The organism is Betaproteobacteria bacterium, assembly GCA_016720065.1.
In the GTDB taxonomy this organism is placed as follows: domain Bacteria; phylum Pseudomonadota; class Gammaproteobacteria; order Burkholderiales; family Rhodocyclaceae; genus SSSZ01.
In genome coordinates, this window is the sequence record JADJXY010000002.1 from 1,056,940 (window position 1) to 1,077,376 (window position 20,437).

Genomic DNA, 20,437 nt, shown 5'->3' on the forward strand with positions numbered 1-20,437 from the left:
TCAAATTCCCGATTCCGTTCGCCCTGGGCAGCCCGCAGGGCGAGCGTGTCGAAGGGCCTGTCCTGAGCCCCGTCGAAGGGCCTGTCCTGAGCCCCGTCGAAGGATCCCGCACCTTCCTCGCGGTGCAGCGGGGATCAATGAAAATCCCGGCTCGCCGTCGGCAGCCGTCCCAACCAGGGGGTGAGATCCACCAGCCGCTTGGCCAGCAGATGGACGACGCCGGATTTCGCCTCCAGTTGGCCGTAGACCCCCAGCAGGCGGGCGCCGAGGAGTTCGCGGCGCTGCTTTTCCGCCAGTTCCGGGCGGACCACCACATTGGTGTAGCCGGTCTCGTCCTCCAGGGTGACGAAGACGATGCCGCTCGCCGTCCCCGGGCGCTGACGGCCGGTGACGATGCCGGCCACCCGGGCCAGCAGGCGGTCCGGGCCGGCCTGGATCTGGCCGGCGCTGAGAAAGCGACGCTCGGCCAGTTGGGCGCGCAAAAGGGCCAGGGGATGGCGGCGGAGCGTCAGGCCCAGGCTCCTGTAATCGGCCACCAGGTTCTCGCCCTCGTTGGGCGGCGGGAGGTCGGCCGCCGGCTCGGCCCGCAGCGGCACGCCGTCGAAGAGGTCGCCCTGCACCACCGCGGCGGCTGCCGCCCAGGCCGCCTGGCGACGGTGGCCGGCGAGGCTGGCCAGGGCATCGGCGGCAGCCAGGAGATCCAGGTCGCGGCGGGAGAGACCAGCCCGGGCGGCGAGGTCGCCCACGTCGGCAAAAGGCCGCGCCGCCCGGGCGGCGACCAGGCGCTCCGCCGCCGCCCGGGCAAAGCCGACGATCTCGCGCAGGCCCAGGCGCACCCCGCCGTCGGCCTCCAGGGTGCTGTCCCAGCCGCTGGCCGCCACGTCCACCGGCCCCACGGCCACCCGGTGGCGGCGGGCGTCCTGCACCAGTTGCGAGGGGGAATAGAAGCCCATGGGCTGGCTGTTGAGGAGCCCGCACAGAAAGGCCGCCGGCTCATGGCGCTTGAGCCAGGCCGAGGCATAGACCAGCAGGGCGAAGCTCGCCGCGTGGGATTCTGGAAAGCCGTATTCGCCGAAGCCCTGGATCTGGGCGATGATGCGCCGGGCGAAGCGCTCGGGAAGGCCGTTGGCGGCCATGCCGGCCAGGAGCTTCTCTTCGAAGGGCTCCAGCCCGCCCTTGCGCTTCCAGGCAGCCATGGCGCGGCGCAACTGGTCGGCCTCGCCGGGGGTGAAGTTGGCCGCCACCACGGCCAGTTGCATGACCTGCTCCTGAAAGATGGGCACGCCCAGGGTGCGCTCCAGCACCGCATCCACCGCCGGCGACACCGCCTCCACCGCCTCCTCCCCGCTGCGCCGCTTGAGGTAGGGATGCACCATGCCCCCCTGGATGGGGCCGGGCCGCACCAGGGAGACTTCGATCACCAGGTCGTAGAAACTGCGCGGCTTCAAGCGCGGCAGCATGGCCATCTGGGCGCGGGATTCCACCTGGAAGACGCCCATGCTGTCGGCCTTGCCCAGCATGGCGTAGACCGCCGGGTCTTCCGCCGGGATGTCGGCCAGGCCGAAGGGTTCGCCCCGCCGCGCGGCGACCAGGCCCAGGGTGCGGCGGAGGGCCGAGAGCATGCCCAGGGCCAGGATATCCACCTTCATGAGGCCCAGGGCGTCCAGGTCGTCCTTGTCCCACTGGATGACGCTGCGCTCGGCCATGGCGGCGTTCTCCACCGGCACCAGGCGGGAGAGCGGCCCGCGGGAGATGACGAAGCCGCCCACGTGCTGGGTCAGGTGGCGGGGAAAGCCGCGCAGGGCCGCGGCGATCTCCAGCCACTTGGCCACCCGGGGCGCTTGGGGGTCCAGGCCCTGCTCGGCGAAGCGTTGCGGCAGTTGCTCTCTTTTGTCCCACCAGGCCAGCGAAGCCGTCAGGGCGTCGATCTGGGCGATACCGAAGCCCAGGGCGCGGCCGGCGTCCCGCAGGGCGCCCTTGCTGCGGTAGGTGATCAGCGCCGCCGCCAGGGCCGCCCGCTCCCGCCCGTAGCGGCCGTAGATGTACTGGATGACCTCCTCCCGCCGCTCGTGCTCGAAATCCACGTCGATATCCGGCGGCTCCCCCCGCTCCCGGGAGATGAAGCGCTCGAAAAGCAGTTGCGAGCGGGCCGGATCCACCTCGGTGACACCCAGGGCGTAGCACACCGCCGAATTGGCCGCCGACCCCCGTCCCTGGCACAGAATGCCCTGGCCCCGGGCAAAGCGGACGATGTCGTACACAGTCAGGAAATAGGCCTCGTAGGCCATCTCGGCGATGAGGGCCAACTCGTACTCGACGCGCTCCCCCACCGCCGCCGGCACCCCGGCCGGGTAGCGCCGGGCCAGCCCCCGCTCCGTCTCGGCCCGCAGCCAGGAGGCGGGCGTTTCCCCGGCGGGGACGATCTCTTCCGGGTACTCGTAGCGCAGTTCGTCCAGGGAAAAGCTGCAACGCCCGGCGATGGTCAGGGTCTCGGCCAGCAGTTCCGGCGGATAAAGCCGGGAAAGCCGCAGCCGGGTGCGCAGATGCCGCTCGCCGTTGGGAAAGAGGGCGTAACCCGCCTCGAACACCGTGGTCTTGAGCCGCAGCGCCGTCAGCACATCCTGTACCGGCCGCCGGGCGCGCAAGTGCATATGCACGTCCCCCGCCGCCACCCGGGGCAGGCCGCAAGCCTCACCCAGGGCCTGCAAGGCGTCCAGCTTCGCCCCGTCGTCCGGCCCGGCGTGGAGTTCGACGGCGATCCAGGCCCGGCCGGGAAAGCGCTCCGCCAGCCAGCGGCCGTCCTCCACCGCGGCTTGCGCCGGTGGTACCCAGAGGGCCAGGCAGTCGGGCACGGCGCCGCTGGGGGCGAGGCTGTCCAGGTCGCCCCGAACGAGGTGGTAACTGCCCTTCTCCGCCCGCCGCCGGCCCAGAGTAATGAGGGCCGAAAGGTTGCCGTAGCCCGCCCGGTTGCAGGCCAGCAGCACCAGCTTCAAACCATCGGCCAGGACGAACTCGCTGCCCACGATGAACTTCAGCCCCGCCGCCCGGGCCGCCCGATGGCCGCGCACCACGCCCGCCAGGGAACACTCGTCGCTCAGCGCCAGGGCGCTGTACCCCTGCTCCACGGCTCGTGCCACCAGTTCCTCCGGGTGCGAGGCCCCGCGCAGGAAGCTGAAATTGGAAAGGCAGTGCAATTCGGCGTAGGCAGGCAGCGGCATGGACCCTCGTCCCCGGCGGCCAGTACCGCCGATAACTGTTCATGCGTACAGTTATAGCCAGGAAAGCTCCCTGCGGCAAGCGAAACCCTCCCACGCCCTCTTTCCGTGCCGGGCCACAGCCGCGCTACAATCCCGCCATCATGCAAATCGACACCTTCCTTGCCCGCTGGCGGGCGGCCGGCGGCTCCGAGCGCGCCAACTACCAGCTCTTCATCGCCGACCTCTGCGCCCTGCTGGAAGTCGACAGCCCCCAGCCCGCCAACGAAGACACCCGCGACAACCCCTACGTCTTCGAGCGCCGCGTCATCTTCCATCACGGTGACGGCAGCACCAGCAACGGCTTCATCGACTGCTACAAGCGCGGCAGCTTCATCGGCGAAGCCAAGAAAATCCGCGCCGGCGCCGAAACCCGGCAGTTCGACGACGCCCTGCTGCGCGCCCGCGGCCAGGCCGAAAACTACGCCCGCCACCTGCCCGCCGACGAAGGCCGGCCGCCCTTCCTGGTCGTCCTCGATGTCGGCAACGTCATCGAGCTCTACGCCGAATTCACCTGCACCGGCGGCAGCTACACGCCCTTCCCCGACCCGCGCAGCCACCGCATCCGGCTCGACGACCTCGCCCGGCCGGAAATCCGCGCCCGCCTCAAAGCCGTCTGGCACGACCCGCACAGCCTCGACCCGGCCCGCCGCACCGCCCGCGCCACGCGCGAAATCGCCGTCCGCCTCGCCCGCGTCGCCCAGTCGCTCGAAGGCAAATACCAGCCCGAGCGCGTCGCCGCCTTCCTCTCGCGCTGCCTGTTCTCGATGTTCGCCGAAGACGTCGGCCTGCTGCCCAAAGTCGACAACGAAGGCGCCTTCACCGGCCTGCTCAAGACGCTGCAACACGCGCCGCAGCAATTCGTCCCGCTCGTCGCCGAGTTGTGGAAAGCCATGGACGAAGGCCAGTTCTCCGTCGCCATCCGCGCCCAGCTGCCGCGCTTCAACGGCAAGCTCTTCAAGCAGCCCGAAGTCCTGCCGCTCGACCGCGACCAGATCGAACTCCTGCTCGAAGCCGCCAAGGCCGACTGGGCCGAAGTCGAGCCTGCCATCTTCGGCACCCTGCTCGAAAGCGCCCTCAACCCGCTCGAACGCCACGACCTCGGCGCCCACTACACCCCGCGCGCCTACGTCGACCGCCTCGTCCTGCCCACCGTCATCGAGCCGCTGCGCGCCAACTGGCACGACACCCAGGCCGCCGCCCTGCTGCTCGCCAACGAAGGCAAGCTCAAGGACGCCGCCGACCTCGTCCGCGCCTGGCACCACAAGCTGTGCACCACCCGCGTCCTCGACCCCGCCTGCGGCTCCGGCAACTTCCTCTACGTCACGCTCGAACACATGAAGCGGCTCGAAGGCGAAGTCCTCGACACCCTCGCCCAGCTTGGCGACACGCAACAACGCCTCGAAGTCGAAGGCCTCACCGTCGACCCGCACCAGTTCCTCGGCCTCGAAATCAACCCGCGCGCCGCCGCCATCGCCGAAATGGTCCTCTGGATCGGCTACCTGCAATGGCACTTCCGCACCCAGGGCAGCGGCCTGCCGCCCAGCCCCATCCTGCGCGACTTCAAGAACATCGAATGCCGCGACGCCGTGCTCACCGCCGACGCCATCGCCTTCGCCACCGACGAAACCGGCAAGCCGCTCACCCGCTGGGACGGCCGCACGACCAAACCCCACCCCGTCACCGGCGAACTCGTGCCCGACGAAGCCGCCCAAATCCCGCGCGAGCGCTACACCAACCCGCGCCCCGCCACCTGGCCGCAGGCCGACTACATCGTCGGCAATCCGCCCTTCATCGGCGCCGCCGCCATGCGCCAGGCCCTCGGCGACGGCTACACCGAAGCCCTGCGCGCCGCCTGGCCGGCCGTCCCCGAATCCGCCGATTTCGTCATGTTCTGGTGGCACCACGCCGCCGACCTGACGCGCCGCGGCGAAGTCCAGCGCTTCGGCTTCATCACCACCAACAGCCTCAAGCAAACCTTCAACCGCCGCGTCCTCGAACACCACCTCAACGCCCAGCCGCCGCTGGCGCTCGCCTGGGCCATCCCCGACCACCCGTGGGTCGACGCCGCCAGCGGCGCCGCCGTGCGCATCGCGATGACCGTCGGCCAGCCCGGCGACGCGCCGGGAACGCTGCAAACCGTCGTTGCCGAAGGCGGCGCCGAGGGCGATGCCGTGCACATCGAACTCGCCGAGAAAACCGGCCGCATCCACGCCGACCTCAGCATCGGCGCCGATGTCGTCGGCGCCAAGGCGCTGCGGGCGAACGAAGGCCTAAGCCAGCCGCGGCCTAATGCTGTTCGGGGCCGGCTTCATCGTCACCCCCGACGAAGCGGCCAAACTGCAACCCTGCGACCGCATCCGCCCCTACCGCAACGGCCGCGACCTGACCGACAAGCCGCGTGGCGTCTTGGTCATCGACCTCTACGGCCTGACCGCCGACGAAGCGCGCAGCCGCTACCCGGCGGCCTACCAATGGCTGCTCGAACGCGTCAAACCGGAACGCGACCAAAACCGCGATCCCAAGCTGCGCGAAAACTGGTGGCTGCACCGCCGCCTGCGCGAAGACCTCCGCGCATCACTCGCCGGCCAGCCCCGCTACATCGCCACCGTCGAAACCGCCAAGCACCGCACCTTCCAGTTCCTCGACGCCGCCATCGCGCCGGACAACAAGCTCGTCTGCATCGCGCTGGCCAACGCCTACGCCCTCGGCGTGCTCTCGTCGCAAGTCCATGTCGTCTGGGCACTGGCTGCCGGCGGCCGTCTAGGCATGGGCAACGACCCGCGCTACAACAAAACCCGCTGCTTCGATCCATTCCCCTTCCCCGCCGCCAGCCCCGAGCAGCAAACCCGCATCGCCGCCCTCGCCGAACAACTCGACACCCACCGCAAGCGCCAGCAGTCCGCCCACCCCGACCTGACGCTGACGGGGATGTACAACGTGCTGGCCAAACTGCGCAGCGGCGAACCGCTCACCGCCAAGGACAAAACCATCCACGAGCAAGGCCTCGTCGCCGTCCTCCACCAGCTCCACGACGAACTCGACACCGCCGTCCTCGCCGCCTACGGCTGGTCCGACCTCGCCCCCACAGCCACCGACGCCCTGCTCGACCGCCTCGTCGCCCTCAACGCCGAACGCAGCCTTGAAGAAGCCACCGGCCACATCCGCTGGCTCCGCCCCGACTTCCAGAATCCGACGGCAACCCATCCCCCTCCCAACCTCCCCCTTGAAGGGGGAGGAGAAGGGCACCCTCCCCTTCAAGGGGAGGGTTGGGGTGGGGTTGGGGTCTCCACCCCCGCCAGAACCCCCCCCGCCAACGGCAAACGCCCCTGGCCCCCCAGCCTGCCCGAACAGGTCCGTGCCGTGGCCGACGCCCTCACCCCTACCCCGCAGGACGAACACACCCTGGCCGCCCGCTTTACCGGCAAAGGCCCGTGGAAAAAACGTCTCCCAGAAATCCTCTCCATGCTCGCCGCCCTCGGCCGCGCCAAGCAGTCGGGCGGCGGCTGGGTGGAGTGAGATCGAAGCCATGCATTTATTCTAGAATCACCCGTTTCAATTAGACCATTCGGGGGAGCCAATGCATGCCGAACGAAGACGTGTTCTGATTCTCTGCAAGACTTACCCCTCACCCAGCTCGACGTATGTCGAAACTTCCTGTGTCGCTGGGATGGATGGCTCGGGAAAGCTGATTCGACTCTTCCCCGTTCCCTTCCGTCTCGTCAGCGACGATCAACAATTCAAGAAATGGCAATGGATAGAAGCCCGCGTCCGCAAGGCCAAGGAGGATAACCGTCCCGAAAGCCACCGCATTTCGGTGGATACGATTGAAGTTCTCGGCGAACCGCTACCGACGCGCAACGAATGGGCGGAACGGCGACATACGATCTCTCCGGTACCCGTCTTCGAAACCTTCCCCGACCTGGATGCCGCCCGTGAGAACGACGGGGTCACTTTGGGCTTGCTCCGCCCCAAACGCATTGTTGACTTGCTGATCACGAAAGCCGATTCGACCGACTGGTCCGACGAGGAAAAAGCAAAACTGATGCAGGCCCAAACCCAAGGGTCGCTGTTCGATCAGGATGCGGAGTTGAAGTCGCTCAAACTGCTGAAAAAGCTACCCTTCGATTTTCACTACGTTTACGAGTGCGAATCGGATGGCGGGGTGACAACGCACAAGCACAAACTGGTCGACTGGGAGGCCGGCGCCTTGTTCTGGAATGTGTATCGCAGGCCGAACTGGCAAGCGCTATTTCGGCAAAAATACCTTGAAGAGTTCTCGACCAAAGACCTGATCTTCCTGATGGGAACGATTCACCGCTTCCCGAAGCAATGGCTGATCGTCGGGGTGATCTACCCGCCTAAGCCGCTAGCCGTACAGGCTGGTCAGGGAACACTGTTTTAGCGGTAATGTGCTGCACCTGCGGCCCCCCGGCACGCATCGTCGCTCGTGCAACATAGGTGCGGTGGCAAAAATTGAAGTCCGCCTCGAAACAGATCAGGCAAACCGTCGAACTCCGCGCAAATTTCGACAATTGCTGGACAGTTGCTTCCTGGGTTGCCAGATAGGCTTGGAAATCACGGGTATACGCCTGCCAGTCCCCATCTTCCCGGTAGCGGTTGCGAATCGGCTTCGGGCACCCCAAAGCTGGCGCATGAAAGTATCCGATTCCAGCACCTTTCAGGTGACTGCCCAAGGCAGTCTTGGAAAAACCTCTCTTGCGGGAAAGCGGCAATTCCCGAACGTCGACGATGGCAGTTATCCCCACCGTTTTCAGGCGAGCAATGAATGATGCGATATCAAGGCCTTCGTAACCGAAGGTGTAAAGATATGCGGACATGTAGCTTTGCAAATGGGAAGAATTAGGCTCGCAGTTTAATTTCTCCCGGCCCTTTATCCAATGTCCATCGTCCCTTTCCCGGTTCCGGAAAAAGTCCGACACCCTGCTAGCGCCGACGCGGCCGGGATGTTGTCGAAAACCGTTCCCGCTTGAAGTCGTGCAGAACGGCGAGTTTCGAGAATCAGGCGTGCAGCGTCTTGAGCGCCACATCCGGCGCAGCAAGCACGATCTTGAGCAAGGCGGCAGCGGGGCCGGTCGGGTTGCGGCGATGCTGCTCCCAGTTTTGCAGCGTCTTGATGCTGACCCGCATCAACTGGGCGAATTCACTTTGTGACAGCCCGATTTGCTCACGTACCGCCTTCACGTCCGGCGCCGTTACCTTGATCCGGCGCGAGGCGGGCGCTTCCCCGCGAGCAATCGCCTTGGCTTCTTTCAGGCTTTGCACCAGGTCATCAAACAATGCTTGTTCCATCTCATTGTCGGGGTTTCGATGAATTCCATGCCTTGCGTTATATACGCCAATGGCGGATAACGCAACGGCCATGACGACCCCTTGGCGTGGGACTTACTCCGTTTTCTGGGACGACCCCGGTCAGGACGACCACCCGCTGTGGGGATTGGTGGCCATGGTGGGCGAACGCCTCCGCGCGGTCGAGGCACGGGAGCATTCCGGATCGCGGCCCCGCTGTACCGTCCCCGTGGGCGCTCACCCGAACACCCCCTGCAGAAACCACCCTTCCCGGTCCCGGTAGACCCAGAGCCACTGGCCCCGGGGGTTGCGGGCGACGAAGTAGTCGCGGCGCACATCTCCGGCGGCGGCGGGCTCGCCGCCATCCCACCAGCCGCTTTCCAGCCTTTCCGGGCGCCCCTTCAGGGTGAGGGGGCCGTGCCAGCAGGGGCGGCCGGCGCCTTCGCGGAGTCTTTCGGGGCGAGGCAGGAGCCAGAGCGGCCGCGCCCCGGCAGGGGGCGCGACGGGCCGTGAAGCCTCCCCCGGCGGCCGCTCCCGGCCGGCGCATTCGGGGCGGTAGTCGGGTACGGCCGCCAGGCTATGCACGGCCTCGTCCCCCAGGCGGGCCTGGAGGCGTTCCAGGCAGGCCAGAACGCCCTCCCCGTCCGGCGGCCGCTCGAAGAGGCTGGCGCTTTCGCCGGGCCGGGGGATCCAGTCGTCGGCTTCCAGGGCCAGGGCTTCCACCGGGGCGGAGAGGTGCAGCCGGTCGAGCCGTTCCCGCAGGAGACGATGGAGGCGGCCTTCGTCGGCGCTGGGCTCGGCAGGGCGCAGTTCGAGGGTGCTGAGGCCGCCGCCGTCGTGGAAGAGATCGAGCCGGCATCTGCGCGCCAGCCGCTGGCGGCCGTCCAGCCAGCCCGCCAGGGCGGCGAGGAGGCGGCGGCCGGCGAAGGCCAGGGCCGGGGCCTCCTCGACCCGGGCTGGCAATTCCAGGCGGCGGACGAAGTGTTCGGGGAAGACGAAGGCCGGCCGCGGGTCGGGTAATTCCCCCCAGGCCCGCAGCAGTTCATCCACCGCAGGGCTGCCGATGCGGCGACGCAGGCCGGCGGCCGGCAGCCGGCGCAGATCGCCCAGGGTGGCGGCGCCGAAGGCGGTGAGCCGCTGCCCCACTTCCGCCGGCCAGGCGGGGACGGTGCAGGGCAAGGTGGCCAGGGCGGCGGCGCAGGTGGCCTCGTCGGCGCGCAGGGCGGCCAGCCCGCCCCAGGCCAGCCAGGTGGCCGCCAGGGGTGTGGGCGCCACCGCCCAGGCCGGGGTGTAGCCCTGCGCCCGGCTACCGGCGAGGGCCGCGGCCACCAGGGCTTCGGCACCGGCAAAAAGCCGCAGGCAGCCGCCGATTTCCAGCAGCAGGGTGGCGGGCGGCGCCAGGCTGATCTGGGGGGTGAAGCGACCGGCCCAGCAGGCCAGGGTTTCCAGGGCCGCCGCTTCGCGGGGCAGGTCCCGCTCGCGGACGCTCAGGCCGGGGGCGAGGCCCAGGGCGGTGGACAGGCGCTGGCCGGCCCGCACACCGGCAGCAAGGGCGGCCAGGTCGGCGGCCAGGATGCGGCCGCGGGCGACGATGGCGACCGGGGCCGGCGTGCCGGACATCGGCTCCCCCGTGGCCGAAGGGGACGGGCAGGCCGCCGCCTCAGGCGACGACCCGGGGGCCAGCGCTTCGAGGGGCAGGAAGGGGAAGTGGAGTGCGAACCAGAGCACGGTTCTGCCTCCCGAGCCGGGGCAGGTCTAGTAGTCAGTCAGATAGGTTTGCGTCGATGCCGAGGCGTGCATCCGCGCCCCGATCGCGCGAAGCGAACCGCAGCCATAGCCGAAGCTATGGCGAGGATGAGCAACAAAGCGAGCGGGGATGCGGGGCGGGCCGAACATAGCTGAACCTGTCTGACTGACTACTAGTAGTCAGTCAGATAGGTTTGCGTCGATGCCGAGGCGTGCATCCGCGCCCCGATCGCGCGAAGCGAACCGCAGCCATAGCCGAAGCTATGGCGAGGATGAGCGACAAAGCGAGCGGGGATACGGGGCGGGCCGAACATAGCTGAACCTGTCTGACTGACTACTAGGGTGAGCACCGGGCCGGCGGGGTGGCCCCGGCGCTTGACGATGCGCACCGCCAGCCCGCCGGCGCCCGGCCCCAGGGCAAGCCGCAGGGGGGCCGGTGACGGAACCGCGGCGACGGCAGCCGGCCGCCACAGGATGGCCAGGGCGGGCCTGCCCCGGGCGGCCACCTGGAGGCGGCGCAGGGTGCGGGGGTCGGGATCCCGCGCCGGCCAGGCCAGGACGCCGGCGAATCCGCCGCACAGGAGCAGTTGCTCGCAGCACCAGGCGGCTTCCTGCCCGGCCCGCACGACGACCAGACGTTCCAGGGCCAGGCCGGCGGCGGCCCAGGCCGGGGCGTGGGGCCGCCAGGGCGGCGCCACCAGGGCGACCCATCCTCCCGCGGCCGAAAGAGCCGCCAGGGCGGGCAGGAGCAGGCTGAGTTCGCCGCCCCCCGGGAGGTCGCAGAGCAATTCGGTCAGGTCGCCCCGGGGCCAGCCGCCGCCGGGCAACTGGGCATCCAGGGCCGGGTGGCCGGTGGCGACGCCGTCCTGGGCCGGCAGGGCCAGGGTGCCGCCCCGCCAGACGTCACCCCTCGCCAGGACGTCCCCCAGCCCCGCCGCGGCGGCGTGGGGGAGCGCAGTCATGACAGGCTGACGATGTTGCCGCGGATGAGGCCGACGGCAACGCCCTCGATGGCGAAATCGACCCGGCCGGGATCGACGACGATGGGCTCGAAATCGGGGTTCTCGGCGATCAGCTCGACGAAGCCGTTGCGGCGCTTGAGGCGCTTGACGGTGACGTCGTCGGCGACCCGGGCGACGACGATCTGGCCGTCCCGGACATCCTGGGTGCGATGCACGGCGAGCAGGTCGCCGTCCAGGATGCCGGCGTCGATCATGGAGAGGCCGCGCACCTTGAGGAGGAAGTCGGCCCGGGGGGAGAAGAGATGGGCGTCGAGGGCGTAGCGGCCGTGAATGTTTTCCACCGCCAGGATGGGAGAGCCGGCGGCCACCAGGCCCACCAGGGGCAGGCCGAGCTGCTCCACCAGGCGGATGCCCCGGGCCGAGCCGGGTTCGAGGACGATGGCGCCCTTGCGGGCCAGGGCCCGCAGGTGATCCTCCGCCGCGTTGGGGGAGGCGAAGCCGAAGGCCTGGGCGATTTCCGCCCGGGTGGGGGGGGCGCCGCGGGATTCCAGGCTGTCGCGGATGAAAGCGAGAATTTCCTGCTGCCGTGGGGTAAGTTTTTCCATGAGTTTGGCCTCCTCAACCAATGTCTGTATTTTTATACAGTTTTTCCGTCGAGGCAAGAGCAAACCGGCTCCCGGGATTTACCCGGAAAAATTCCAGGAATCCAGAAGTTATTTCAACGTACTGCCTCCGAATCCCTTAGAATCCCCCAAAAAGTCTTAATCATTCTGGAGGAAGCGATATGTTGCGGGCGGGTTCATCGAGCGAAGGATCGGCCGTGGAAGATTGGTTCGAGCATCGCAATCCCCTGGACATCCTGGGCAGCGCCAGCCCCTTCCAGGACAAGCTGATCTTCCTGCATGAGCACCTGCGCCGCCAGGTTCCCGAGGTCGCCCGCATCGCCATCGTCCTGCACGATGCCGACACCGACTTCCTCGCCACTTTCGCCCACTCCAGCCTGGGGGACGACCCCCTCTCCCACTATCAGTCCCGCCTCGCCGACAGCACGACGCTCACGGAAATCGTCGCCCGCCGCCGGCCCCGGGTGGTGAACGACATCGATCTCCTGGGCGGCGAACGCCCTCACGCCGAGCGCATCCGGCAGCAGGGCTACGGTTCCAGCTACACCCTGCCGGTGTTCCGGCACGATCACTTCGTCGGCTTCCTGTTTTTCAACGCCTACGTGCGCAACCTCTTCGACGAACGGGTGCTGGCCTATCTCGACACCGTCGCCCATCTGCTGGCCCTCACCCTGGTGGACCACCTGTCCGCCTCCCGCGCCCTGGTGGCCAGCGTGCGCGGCGCTTCCACCCTGGCCCAGCACCGGGATTTCGAGACCGGCGCCCACCTGGACCGCATGGCCCACTACAGCCGCCTCATCGCCCGGGCCCTGGCTCCCAAATACGCCCTGGACGACGCCACCGTCGAGCACATCTTCCTCTTTTCGCCCCTGCACGACATCGGCAAGATCGCCGTGCCGGACAGCATCCTGTTCAAGCCCGGCCGCCTGACCCCGGAAGAGTTCGACGTGATGAAGAAGCACCCGGAGCAGGGCGCGGCGATGATCGACGCCCTGCTCGAACACTTCGGCCTGACCTCCATGCCCCAGGCCGGCCTGCTGCGCAACATCGCCCTGCACCACCACGAGACGGTGAACGGCAAGGGCTACCCCCATGGCCTGGCGGGCGATGCCATCCCCCTGGAAGCCCGCATCGCCGCCGTGGCGGACATCTTCGACGCCCTGACCAGCAAGCGCCCCTACAAGGACGCCTGGAGCAACGCGCAGGCTTTCGAGACCCTGGAGAAGATGGCCGGCGACAGCCTGGACCGGGATTGCGTCGCCGCCCTGGTGGCGGGCCACGAGGAAATCGAACGCATCCAGGCGCGCTTCAAGGAAGACGCCGAGGGCTGAGCGCCTGTGAAAATTGACAGGCTCTGGGCGCCCGTGAAGATCTTGTTCGCCGGCCCTGGTTCTGCCCCGCGCATTCTTTACAGCTTTTTTATTTTCGCGCTGCAACAATTTCCGGAAAATTGATGCCCCAGGACGTAACCTGAGGCCGTCAGCACCCCTTCCGGAGAGATGGCATGTCCGCTGGCAGGCCCTTTGCCGCCACACCCCGTCCGCCCTGGCAGCGTTTTGCCCTGGCCGTCGCCGCCATCGCGGCGGTGACCGCGGCCGCGATGCCGCTCCTCGGTCACCTGGACCTGGCCAATATCGTCATGCTCTTCCTCCTCGCCGTCCTCGGCGTGGCGCTGCGCCTCGGGCGCGGTCCGGCGCTCCTGGCGGCGTTTCTGGCCGTGGGGGCCTTCGATTTTTTCTTCGTTCCCCCGCGCTTCTCGATGACCGTCCATGACGGTCAGTACCTCATCACCTTCGCCGTCATGCTCGCCGCCGCGCTCCTCACCGCGGAACTGGCTGCCGGACTGGCCCGCCAGGCCGATGAAGCCGCCCGCCGCGAGGCCCTGACCCGGGCCCTGTACGAAATGGCCCGGGAGTTGGCCGGGGCCCCCACCCTCGACGAGGTGACGGCGATCACGCGCCGTTTCGTCGCCGCCGCCATCGGGGCCCGGGTCGTCCTGCTGCTGCCGGACCGGGATCAGACCCTGCGCCCCCACCCGGACGATCCGGAATTGGCCATCGAGCCCCATCTCGCCCGCCTGGCTTCCACCTCCACCAACCCGGTCGAATGCCACGGTCTGGCGGCGGACGGCTATGCCAGCGCGTACTTCCCCCTGCGCGGTCCGAGCGGGATGCGCGGCGTGGCGGCGGTGGCCCCGGGCAGGGGGGAATCCGGCGGCCTGCGCCCCCACCAGGCACTGCTGGCCACCATGGCGTCGCTGGTCGCCATCGCCCTGGAGCGCGTCCATTACGTCGAAGCGGCCCAGGCCTCCCGCATCGACGCGGCCGGCGAGCGTCTGCGCAGTTCGGTTCTCTCGGCGCTTTCCCACGATCTGCGCACCCCCCTGACGGCCCTGGTGGGGATGGCCGATGCCCTGGCCCAGCCCCGTCCCGGTCTCCCGCCGGAAACCGTGGAAACCGCCGCCGCCCTGCGTGACCAGGCCCGCCGGATGGCCGGACTGGTCGCCAATCTGCTCGACATGGCCCGGCTCCAGTCCGGCAGGGTCAGCCTCAAGAAGGAGTGGCAGTCCCTGGAGGAAATCGTCGGCGCCGCCATCCATCTCCTGGGGCCGGCCCTCGCCGACCATCCGGTGCGCACGGCCCTCGCTCCCGACCTGCCCCTGGTGGAATTCGACGCGGTGCTGATCGAGCGCGTCCTGGGCAACCTGCTGGAGAATGCGGCCAAGTATTCCCCGCCAGGAACGCCCATCGACGTTTCCGCGAGCCTCGAAGGCGCTTGCGTAAGCGTCAGTGTCAGCGACCGGGGCAGCGGTTTCCCGGCCGACTGCCCCGACCTTTTTGCTTCCTTCGTGCGGGGCCGGAGCGAATCCCCTCAGCCGGGTGTCGGTCTGGGGCTGTCGATCTGCCGTGCCATCGTCGAAGCCCATGGGGGGACGATCCGCATCGGCGAGGCAGAGGGCGGCGGGGCCCGGGTCAGCTTCACTCTGCCCGCCGGAATCCCGCCCAGCGTGGAAGAAGAAGCCTTGCCGGAGGGAACGCCGTGAACGAACTCGCGCCCCGTATCGTGATGGTCGAAGACGAGAGCCAGATCCGGCGTTTCGTCCGCAAGGCCCTGGAAGACGAAGGCTGCCAGGTCTTCGAGGCGGCAAGCTGTGGCCAGGGGCTGATCGAGGCCGGCACGCGCAAGCCCGATCTCATCATCCTCGACCTGGGACTGCCCGACCGCAGCGGCCTCGATTTCATCACCGACCTGCGCGGATGGTCGACGGTGCCTATCCTCGTGCTGTCCGCCCGCTCCAACGAGGAAGACAAGATCGACGCCCTGGACCGCGGCGCCGACGATTATCTGACCAAGCCCTTCGGCATCGGCGAACTGATGGCCCGCACCCGCGCCCTGCTGCGTCGCCAGGCCCAGGCCGGGGAAGCCGCTTCGCCGCTCTTCCAGTTCGGATCGGTGACCGTCGATCAATCGCGCCGTATCGTGACCCGCGCCGGCGCTCCGGTACGGCTCACCCCCATCGAATACCGGCTGCTCTGCGTCCTGCTGGCCAATGCGGGCAAGGTCATCACCCAGCGTCATCTGCTACGCGACGTGTGGGGTCCGGCCTACGTGGACAGCACCCATTACCTGCGCATCTACGTCGGCCATCTGCGCCAGAAGCTCGAAGACGACCCCGCCCAGCCCCGCCACTTCGTCACCGAGACGGGTGTCGGCTACCGCTTCCAACCCTGAGCCCGAATCCGCCATGACGCTCCCCACCCCCGCCCCCACCACCAGCCGCCTTTCCGCCCTCACCCTCGCCGCCCTGGGCGTGGTGTATGGCGACATCGGCACCAGCCCCCTGTACGCCATCAAGGAAGTGTTCGGCAGCGCCCACCATCCGGTGCCCATCACCCCGGAAAACGTCCTCGGCATCCTCTCGCTCTTCCTGTGGTCGCTCCTGGTGGTGGTGACCCTCAAGTACGTGGCCTTCATCATGCGCGCCGACAACAAGGGTGAAGGGGGCATCATGGCCCTGATGACCCTGGCCCTGCGCAGCGGCGACCCCGCTTCCCGGCGCCAGAAGATCCTGATCGCCCTGGGCCTGTTCGGCGCCGCGCTCTTCTACGGCGACGGCGCCATCACCCCCGCCATTTCCGTTCTTTCCGCCGTGGAAGGTCTGGAGGTGATCACCCCGGCCTTCACGCCCTACGTCCTGCCCATCACCCTGGCGATCCTGGCCGGCCTCTTTGCCCTCCAGCGCCATGGGACGGCCCGGGTAGGCGCCTATTTCGGCCCGGTGATGGTCGTCTGGTTCGCCGTCCTGGCGGTACTGGGCCTGATCCAGATCGCCGCCCACCCCGGAGTCCTGGCCGCCATCAACCCGCTCCACGGCGCTGCCTTCCTGGCCGCCCATCCCAGCCTGGGCTTCTTTTCCCTGGGCGCCGTCGTCCTGTGCATCACCGGTGCCGAAGCGCTCTATGCGGACATGGGCCACTTCGGCGCCCGACCCATTCAACTGGCCTGGGTCGGCTATGTGCTTCCCGCCCTCACCCTCAATTACTTCGGCCAGGGGGCGCTGCTGCTTGCCGACCCGGAGGCCGTGGCCAATCCCTTCTACCTGCTGGCGCCGGAGTGGGCCCGCTACCCCCTCGTCCTGCTTGCCGGTATCGCCACGGTCATCGCCTCCCAGGCGGTCATCTCGGGAGCCTTCTCGATCACCCGCCAGGCCATGCAGCTGGGCTATAGTCCGCGCCTGGAAGTGCAGCACACCTCCGAGCAGGAAATCGGCCAGATCTACCTGCCCGCCATGAACTGGCTGCTCTTCGCTGCCGTGGTCGGCCTGGTGGTGGGCTTCCGCTCCTCGTCCAATCTGGCGGCGGCCTACGGCATCGCCGTCACCGGCACCATGTTCATCACCAACCTGCTGGCCATCGCCGTCGCCGTACGCCTGTGGCGCTGGAGTCCGCTGCGCGCTGTCCTGGGTGCCCTGCCCTTCATCCTCATCGACCTCGGATTCTTCCTCGCCAATTCGGTCAAGATTCCCGACGGAGGATGGTTCCCCATCGTCTTCGGGCTGGTGATCTTCGTCCTGCTGACCACCTGGAAGCGGGGCCGCGAACTCCTCAACCACCGCCTCGCCAGCGACGCCTTGCCCCTCGAACCCTTCGTCTCCGGCCTGGCGTCCGAGGACATTCCCCGCATCCCCGGCAACGCGGTCTTCCTCACCCCGGACCCGGAGCGCGTCCCCCACGCCCTGCTGCACAGCCTGAAGCACTACAAATGCCTGCACGAGCGGGTGGTCATCCTGGCCGTGCGGGTCTTCGAGGTGCCGCGCGTTCCGGAAATCGACCGCGTCGAGATTCGCGACCTGGGGCAAGGCTTCTGGCAGGTGGTGATCCAGTACGGTTTCATGGACGAACCGGACATTCCCGCCGCGCTGGCCGCTTGCAGCCCGGCGGGGCTCGCCCTGGAAAGCCTGGAAACCTCCTACTTCCTGGGCCGCGAAACCCTGATCCCCAGGCTGGGATCGGAGATGGCCTACTGGCGGGAGCTGATCTTCGTCGCCCTCTTCCGCAATGCCGGCAGCGCCACCGCCTTCTTCCGCATCCCGTCCAACCGGGTGGTGGAACTGGGGGCGCAGGTGGTGCTGTAGGGGCTGAACCTCCCGCCATCCCCGGCTGCCGCCCGCCCCGCCCCGCCGATGGCGGGCGCAAGTGAGGCACGCGGGCAGGGGCGGAGCGTCGCCCGCACAGGGAGGCCCCGCCCCGAACTTCGGCAAGACTAAATTCCCTCTGGGCTTGAAGGGACGGCACAGACGATGTCATCATGGTATGACGATATCGGAACGGAGGGTGCCATGGCCGCAGATCCCTGGAATGTCGAATGCGAGCAGGCCCCCCTGCGCAAACCCCGCCAGGGCAAGCCGCCGGCGGCGCTGTTCGGGCTGGCCTTTTCCGGCGGCGGCATCCGCAGCGCCACCTTCAACCTGGGTTTCATCCAGAGTCTGGTCAGGCACCGGCTCCTGGGCCGGGTCGATTACCTCTCCACCGTTTCCGGCGGGGGCTACATCGGCGGCTGGCTCTCGGCCCTGCTGCGCCGCAGCGGCCAGAGCGCGGAAACGCTGCAACCCGGCCATCTGGAAGGCCCCATCGCCCACCTGCGCCGCTACAGCAACTACCTCACCCCCCGCTACGGTGTCTTCAGCACCGACACCCTGGCCGCCGTCGCCAATCTGGCGCGCAACCTGATCCTCAACCAGGCGCTGCTGATCTTCTGCCTGGCCACCCTGCTCCTGCTCCCCCTGCTCGCCGAAGTGGCGGCCGGCTGGGCCAGGGGAGTCGATCCGCTGGTTCTGCCAGTAAGCACCCTGGCGCTTCTTCTGGCGGGTTCGACCGCCGTGTCCCGCGGCCTGCAGGGGATCGACACCCGAGAGCACCGTCCGCGGCGCACCCGCTGTGCCTACTTCGCCGTCGCCTGCGGGCTTGGAGCCTCCCTGCTCATTGCGGCAGCCCTGGGCCGGCCGGGCCTGGGCAGCCTTCCCCCGATCAAGTTGCTGGGCCTTCTGGCCGGCCTCTATTTTTTCGCCTGGACCCTGGGCTGGGTGCTGGCCCTGCTCCTGCCCACCGCGGCGCGGGAAAAACGCCAGACCTCTTCCCGCGGCGTCGCCTGGTTCCTCGCCGCCCCTCTCCTGGCCGGTTTCGCCTTCGCCGCCCTGGCCGTCGCTTACGGGCGCTTCGCCCAGGGGACGGGGCCTTCCCTGCCCTTCGCCCTGGCCCTGGGCGGCCCCATCCTCCTCATCCTGATCTGCGTCGGCAGCGCGGTGCACATCGGCATGGGCAAACGCTGGTTCCGCGAGTCGATGCGCGAGTGGCTGGGGCGGGCCGGCGGCCTCTGCCTCGCGGCCGCCGCGGCCTGGGCGCTGCTCTTCGCCGCAGCCTTCTACGGCCCGGCCATCCTGGCCTACCTGAAGGACTGGACCCTCACCGGCGGCGTCGCCTGGGCCACCGCCTCCGGCGCCGGCATCTGGCTCGCCCGGGGCGACAAGACCAGCGGCGACCCGGAAGCCTCGGGCAAAAAGCTCTCCTGGCGCGAGATCGTCGCCCAGGCGGCACCCTACGTCTTCATCGTCGGCCTCCTCTTCCTCCTGGCCGGCGCCACCCACAAGGGCCTCACCCTGGCCGCCGGCCTGGGAAACGAGACCTCCTCGACCGCCTGCCCCGCCCCGCCGGAGCGCCCGGACGCCATTTCCCTCAGCGCCGGCGGCAATGAGTGGCAGCGCTTCCAGTATCACGTGCGCCGCATCGAAAGCGAGCGCTGCCGCGTGGCGGCGCTGCCACTGAGCGTCGGCAATTGCCTGGTTTCCATCCCGGGGTGGCTGTTCATTCTGGCCTTCGCCGCACTGGCCGGCCTTGCGGCCCTGTTCGCCTGGCGCGTGGACATCAACATGTTTTCCATGCACCAGTTTTACCGCAACCGCCTGGCGCGCTGCTACCTGGGGGCTTCCAACCCCGACCGCCGCCCCGACCCCTTCACCGATTTCGACCTGCGGGACGACCTGCCTCTCACGGCCCTGGCCGAACAACGCCCTGTCCATCTGCTCAACTGCGCGCTCAACCTCACCCGCGTCGACGCCCTGCAGTGGCAGGAGCGCCTGGCGGCACCCTTCGTCTTTTCGCCCGCCCACTGCGGCTATCGCTTCAAGGGCGATGGTCAGGAGGTGATCCGCGCCCGGGCGACGGCGGATTATCTCAACGGCCGCGGCTGGCGCAGCGCCAAGCGCCAGGGCCCCTACCTGGGCAACGCCATCGCCGCCTCGGGTGCTGCCGCCAATCCCAATCAGGGCTACCACACCGCCCCGGCGCTGGCCTTCATCATGACCTTCTTCAACGTCCGCCTGGGCCGCTGGGTGCCCGACCCCGGCGGTGAAGACCCCAACGCGGAAAGCCCCCGCTTCGGCCTGCGCTACCTGCTGCAGGAACTCTTTGCCCAGACCGACGAGAAGACCCCCTTCGTCAATCTTTCCGACGGCGGCCATTTCGAAAACCTGGGCCTCTACGAACTGGTGCGCCGACGCTGCCGCCTGATCGTGGTCTGCGATGCGGGCTGCGACCCGGAACCCTTCGCCTTCGAAGATCTCGGCAATGCCGTGCGCAAGTGCCGCTGCGATTTCGGCGCCGAAATCCGCATCGACCTCGCCCCCCTCGTCGCCCCCACCGGAGACCGTCGCCGCTTCACCGTCGGCCGCATCGATTACGCCGACGGCCACCGTGGCGTACTGGTCTACGTCAAGCCCGTCGTCACCGGGCAGGAACCCGCCGACTTGCGCCACTACCATGCCGCCCACCCGCGCTTCCCCCACCAGACCACCGCCGACCAGTGGTTCGACGAATCCCAGTTCGAGAGCTATCGCAAGCTGGGCGAATTGAGCGGCGATACCCTCTTCGGCGGCCATCCCTGGAATCTGGACCCTCAGATGCCTGTGGATCAGTGGATCGAGGAAGTGGCGCAGCGGCTGGAGCGGGCCGCGGCGCCGGCCGGGTAGGCGGTTCAGCTGCATTCC

General features: G+C 68.5%; 12 protein-coding genes and 1 pseudogene. 7 read left to right on the forward strand and 6 right to left on the reverse strand.

What is annotated here, in order from left to right; translation table 11 throughout:
• Positions 1–134: 134 nt before the first annotated feature.
• Positions 135–3,218 carry an error-prone DNA polymerase gene (locus tag IPM73_08190; protein MBK8918010.1) on the reverse strand — a complete coding sequence of 1,028 codons (3,084 nt, stop codon included), beginning with the start codon at positions 3,216–3,218 and terminating at the stop codon, positions 135–137.
• A 140-nt stretch (positions 3,219–3,358) separates the two neighbouring features.
• Here IPM73_08190 and IPM73_08195 point away from each other — a divergent pair.
• Positions 3,359–6,773 (forward strand): annotated as a pseudogene (locus tag IPM73_08195) (class I SAM-dependent DNA methyltransferase).
• Between the two features lie 61 nt (positions 6,774–6,834).
• On the forward strand, positions 6,835–7,659 hold the full coding sequence (locus IPM73_08200) for a hypothetical protein (GenBank protein ID MBK8918011.1): 825 nt from the start codon (positions 6,835–6,837) through the stop codon (positions 7,657–7,659).
• On the opposite strand, the gene IPM73_08205 is transcribed toward IPM73_08200, so the two are convergent.
• From IPM73_08205 to lexA, 5 genes are all read right to left on the reverse strand, one after another.
• Entirely contained in the window at positions 7,616–8,095 is a 480-nt protein-coding gene (locus IPM73_08205; protein MBK8918012.1) for a DUF488 domain-containing protein, read from the reverse strand. The genes IPM73_08200 and IPM73_08205 overlap by 44 nt on opposite strands.
• A gap of 181 nt (positions 8,096–8,276) precedes the next feature.
• The gene (locus IPM73_08210) at positions 8,277–8,567 is read right to left on the reverse strand and encodes a helix-turn-helix domain-containing protein (protein ID MBK8918013.1); all 291 of its coding nucleotides are present in this window, start codon (positions 8,565–8,567) and stop codon (positions 8,277–8,279) included.
• A 234-nt stretch (positions 8,568–8,801) separates the two neighbouring features.
• Positions 8,802–10,184, reverse strand: coding sequence for a DNA polymerase Y family protein (locus tag IPM73_08215; GenBank protein ID MBK8918014.1), 1,383 nt, complete (start codon positions 10,182–10,184; stop codon positions 8,802–8,804).
• Positions 10,185–10,483: 299 nt separating this feature from the next.
• Positions 10,484–11,272 (reverse strand): translesion DNA synthesis-associated protein ImuA, encoded by a 789-nt coding sequence (gene imuA / locus IPM73_08220; GenBank protein MBK8918015.1) that lies wholly within the window; start codon positions 11,270–11,272, stop codon positions 10,484–10,486.
• Positions 11,269–11,877 carry a transcriptional repressor LexA gene (gene lexA, locus IPM73_08225; GenBank protein ID MBK8918016.1) on the reverse strand — a complete coding sequence of 203 codons (609 nt, stop codon included), beginning with the start codon at positions 11,875–11,877 and terminating at the stop codon, positions 11,269–11,271. Before lexA ends, imuA begins: the two co-directional genes overlap by 4 nt.
• Before the next feature lie 179 nt (positions 11,878–12,056).
• On the opposite strand from lexA, the gene IPM73_08230 reads away from it, so the two are divergent.
• The 5 genes from IPM73_08230 to IPM73_08250 all read left to right on the forward strand — a co-directional run bounded on the left by IPM73_08230 (position 12,057) and on the right by IPM73_08250 (position 20,419).
• The gene (locus tag IPM73_08230) at positions 12,057–13,226 is read left to right on the forward strand and encodes an HD domain-containing protein (protein MBK8918017.1); all 1,170 of its coding nucleotides are present in this window, start codon (positions 12,057–12,059) and stop codon (positions 13,224–13,226) included.
• A 173-nt stretch (positions 13,227–13,399) separates the two neighbouring features.
• The gene (locus IPM73_08235; protein ID MBK8918018.1) at positions 13,400–14,938 is read left to right on the forward strand and encodes a DUF4118 domain-containing protein; all 1,539 of its coding nucleotides are present in this window, start codon (positions 13,400–13,402) and stop codon (positions 14,936–14,938) included.
• A 23-nt stretch (positions 14,939–14,961) separates the two neighbouring features.
• Complete coding sequence (gene kdpE, locus IPM73_08240; GenBank protein ID MBK8918019.1) at positions 14,962–15,627, forward strand: two-component system response regulator KdpE; 666 nt, start codon at positions 14,962–14,964, stop codon at positions 15,625–15,627.
• A gap of 13 nt (positions 15,628–15,640) precedes the next feature.
• Positions 15,641–17,530 (forward strand): potassium transporter Kup, encoded by a 1,890-nt coding sequence (locus tag IPM73_08245; protein ID MBK8918020.1) that lies wholly within the window; start codon positions 15,641–15,643, stop codon positions 17,528–17,530.
• Positions 17,531–17,695: 165 nt separating this feature from the next.
• On the forward strand, positions 17,696–20,419 hold the full coding sequence (locus IPM73_08250) for a patatin-like phospholipase family protein (protein MBK8918021.1): 2,724 nt from the start codon (positions 17,696–17,698) through the stop codon (positions 20,417–20,419).
• Positions 20,420–20,437 lie beyond the last annotated feature (18 nt).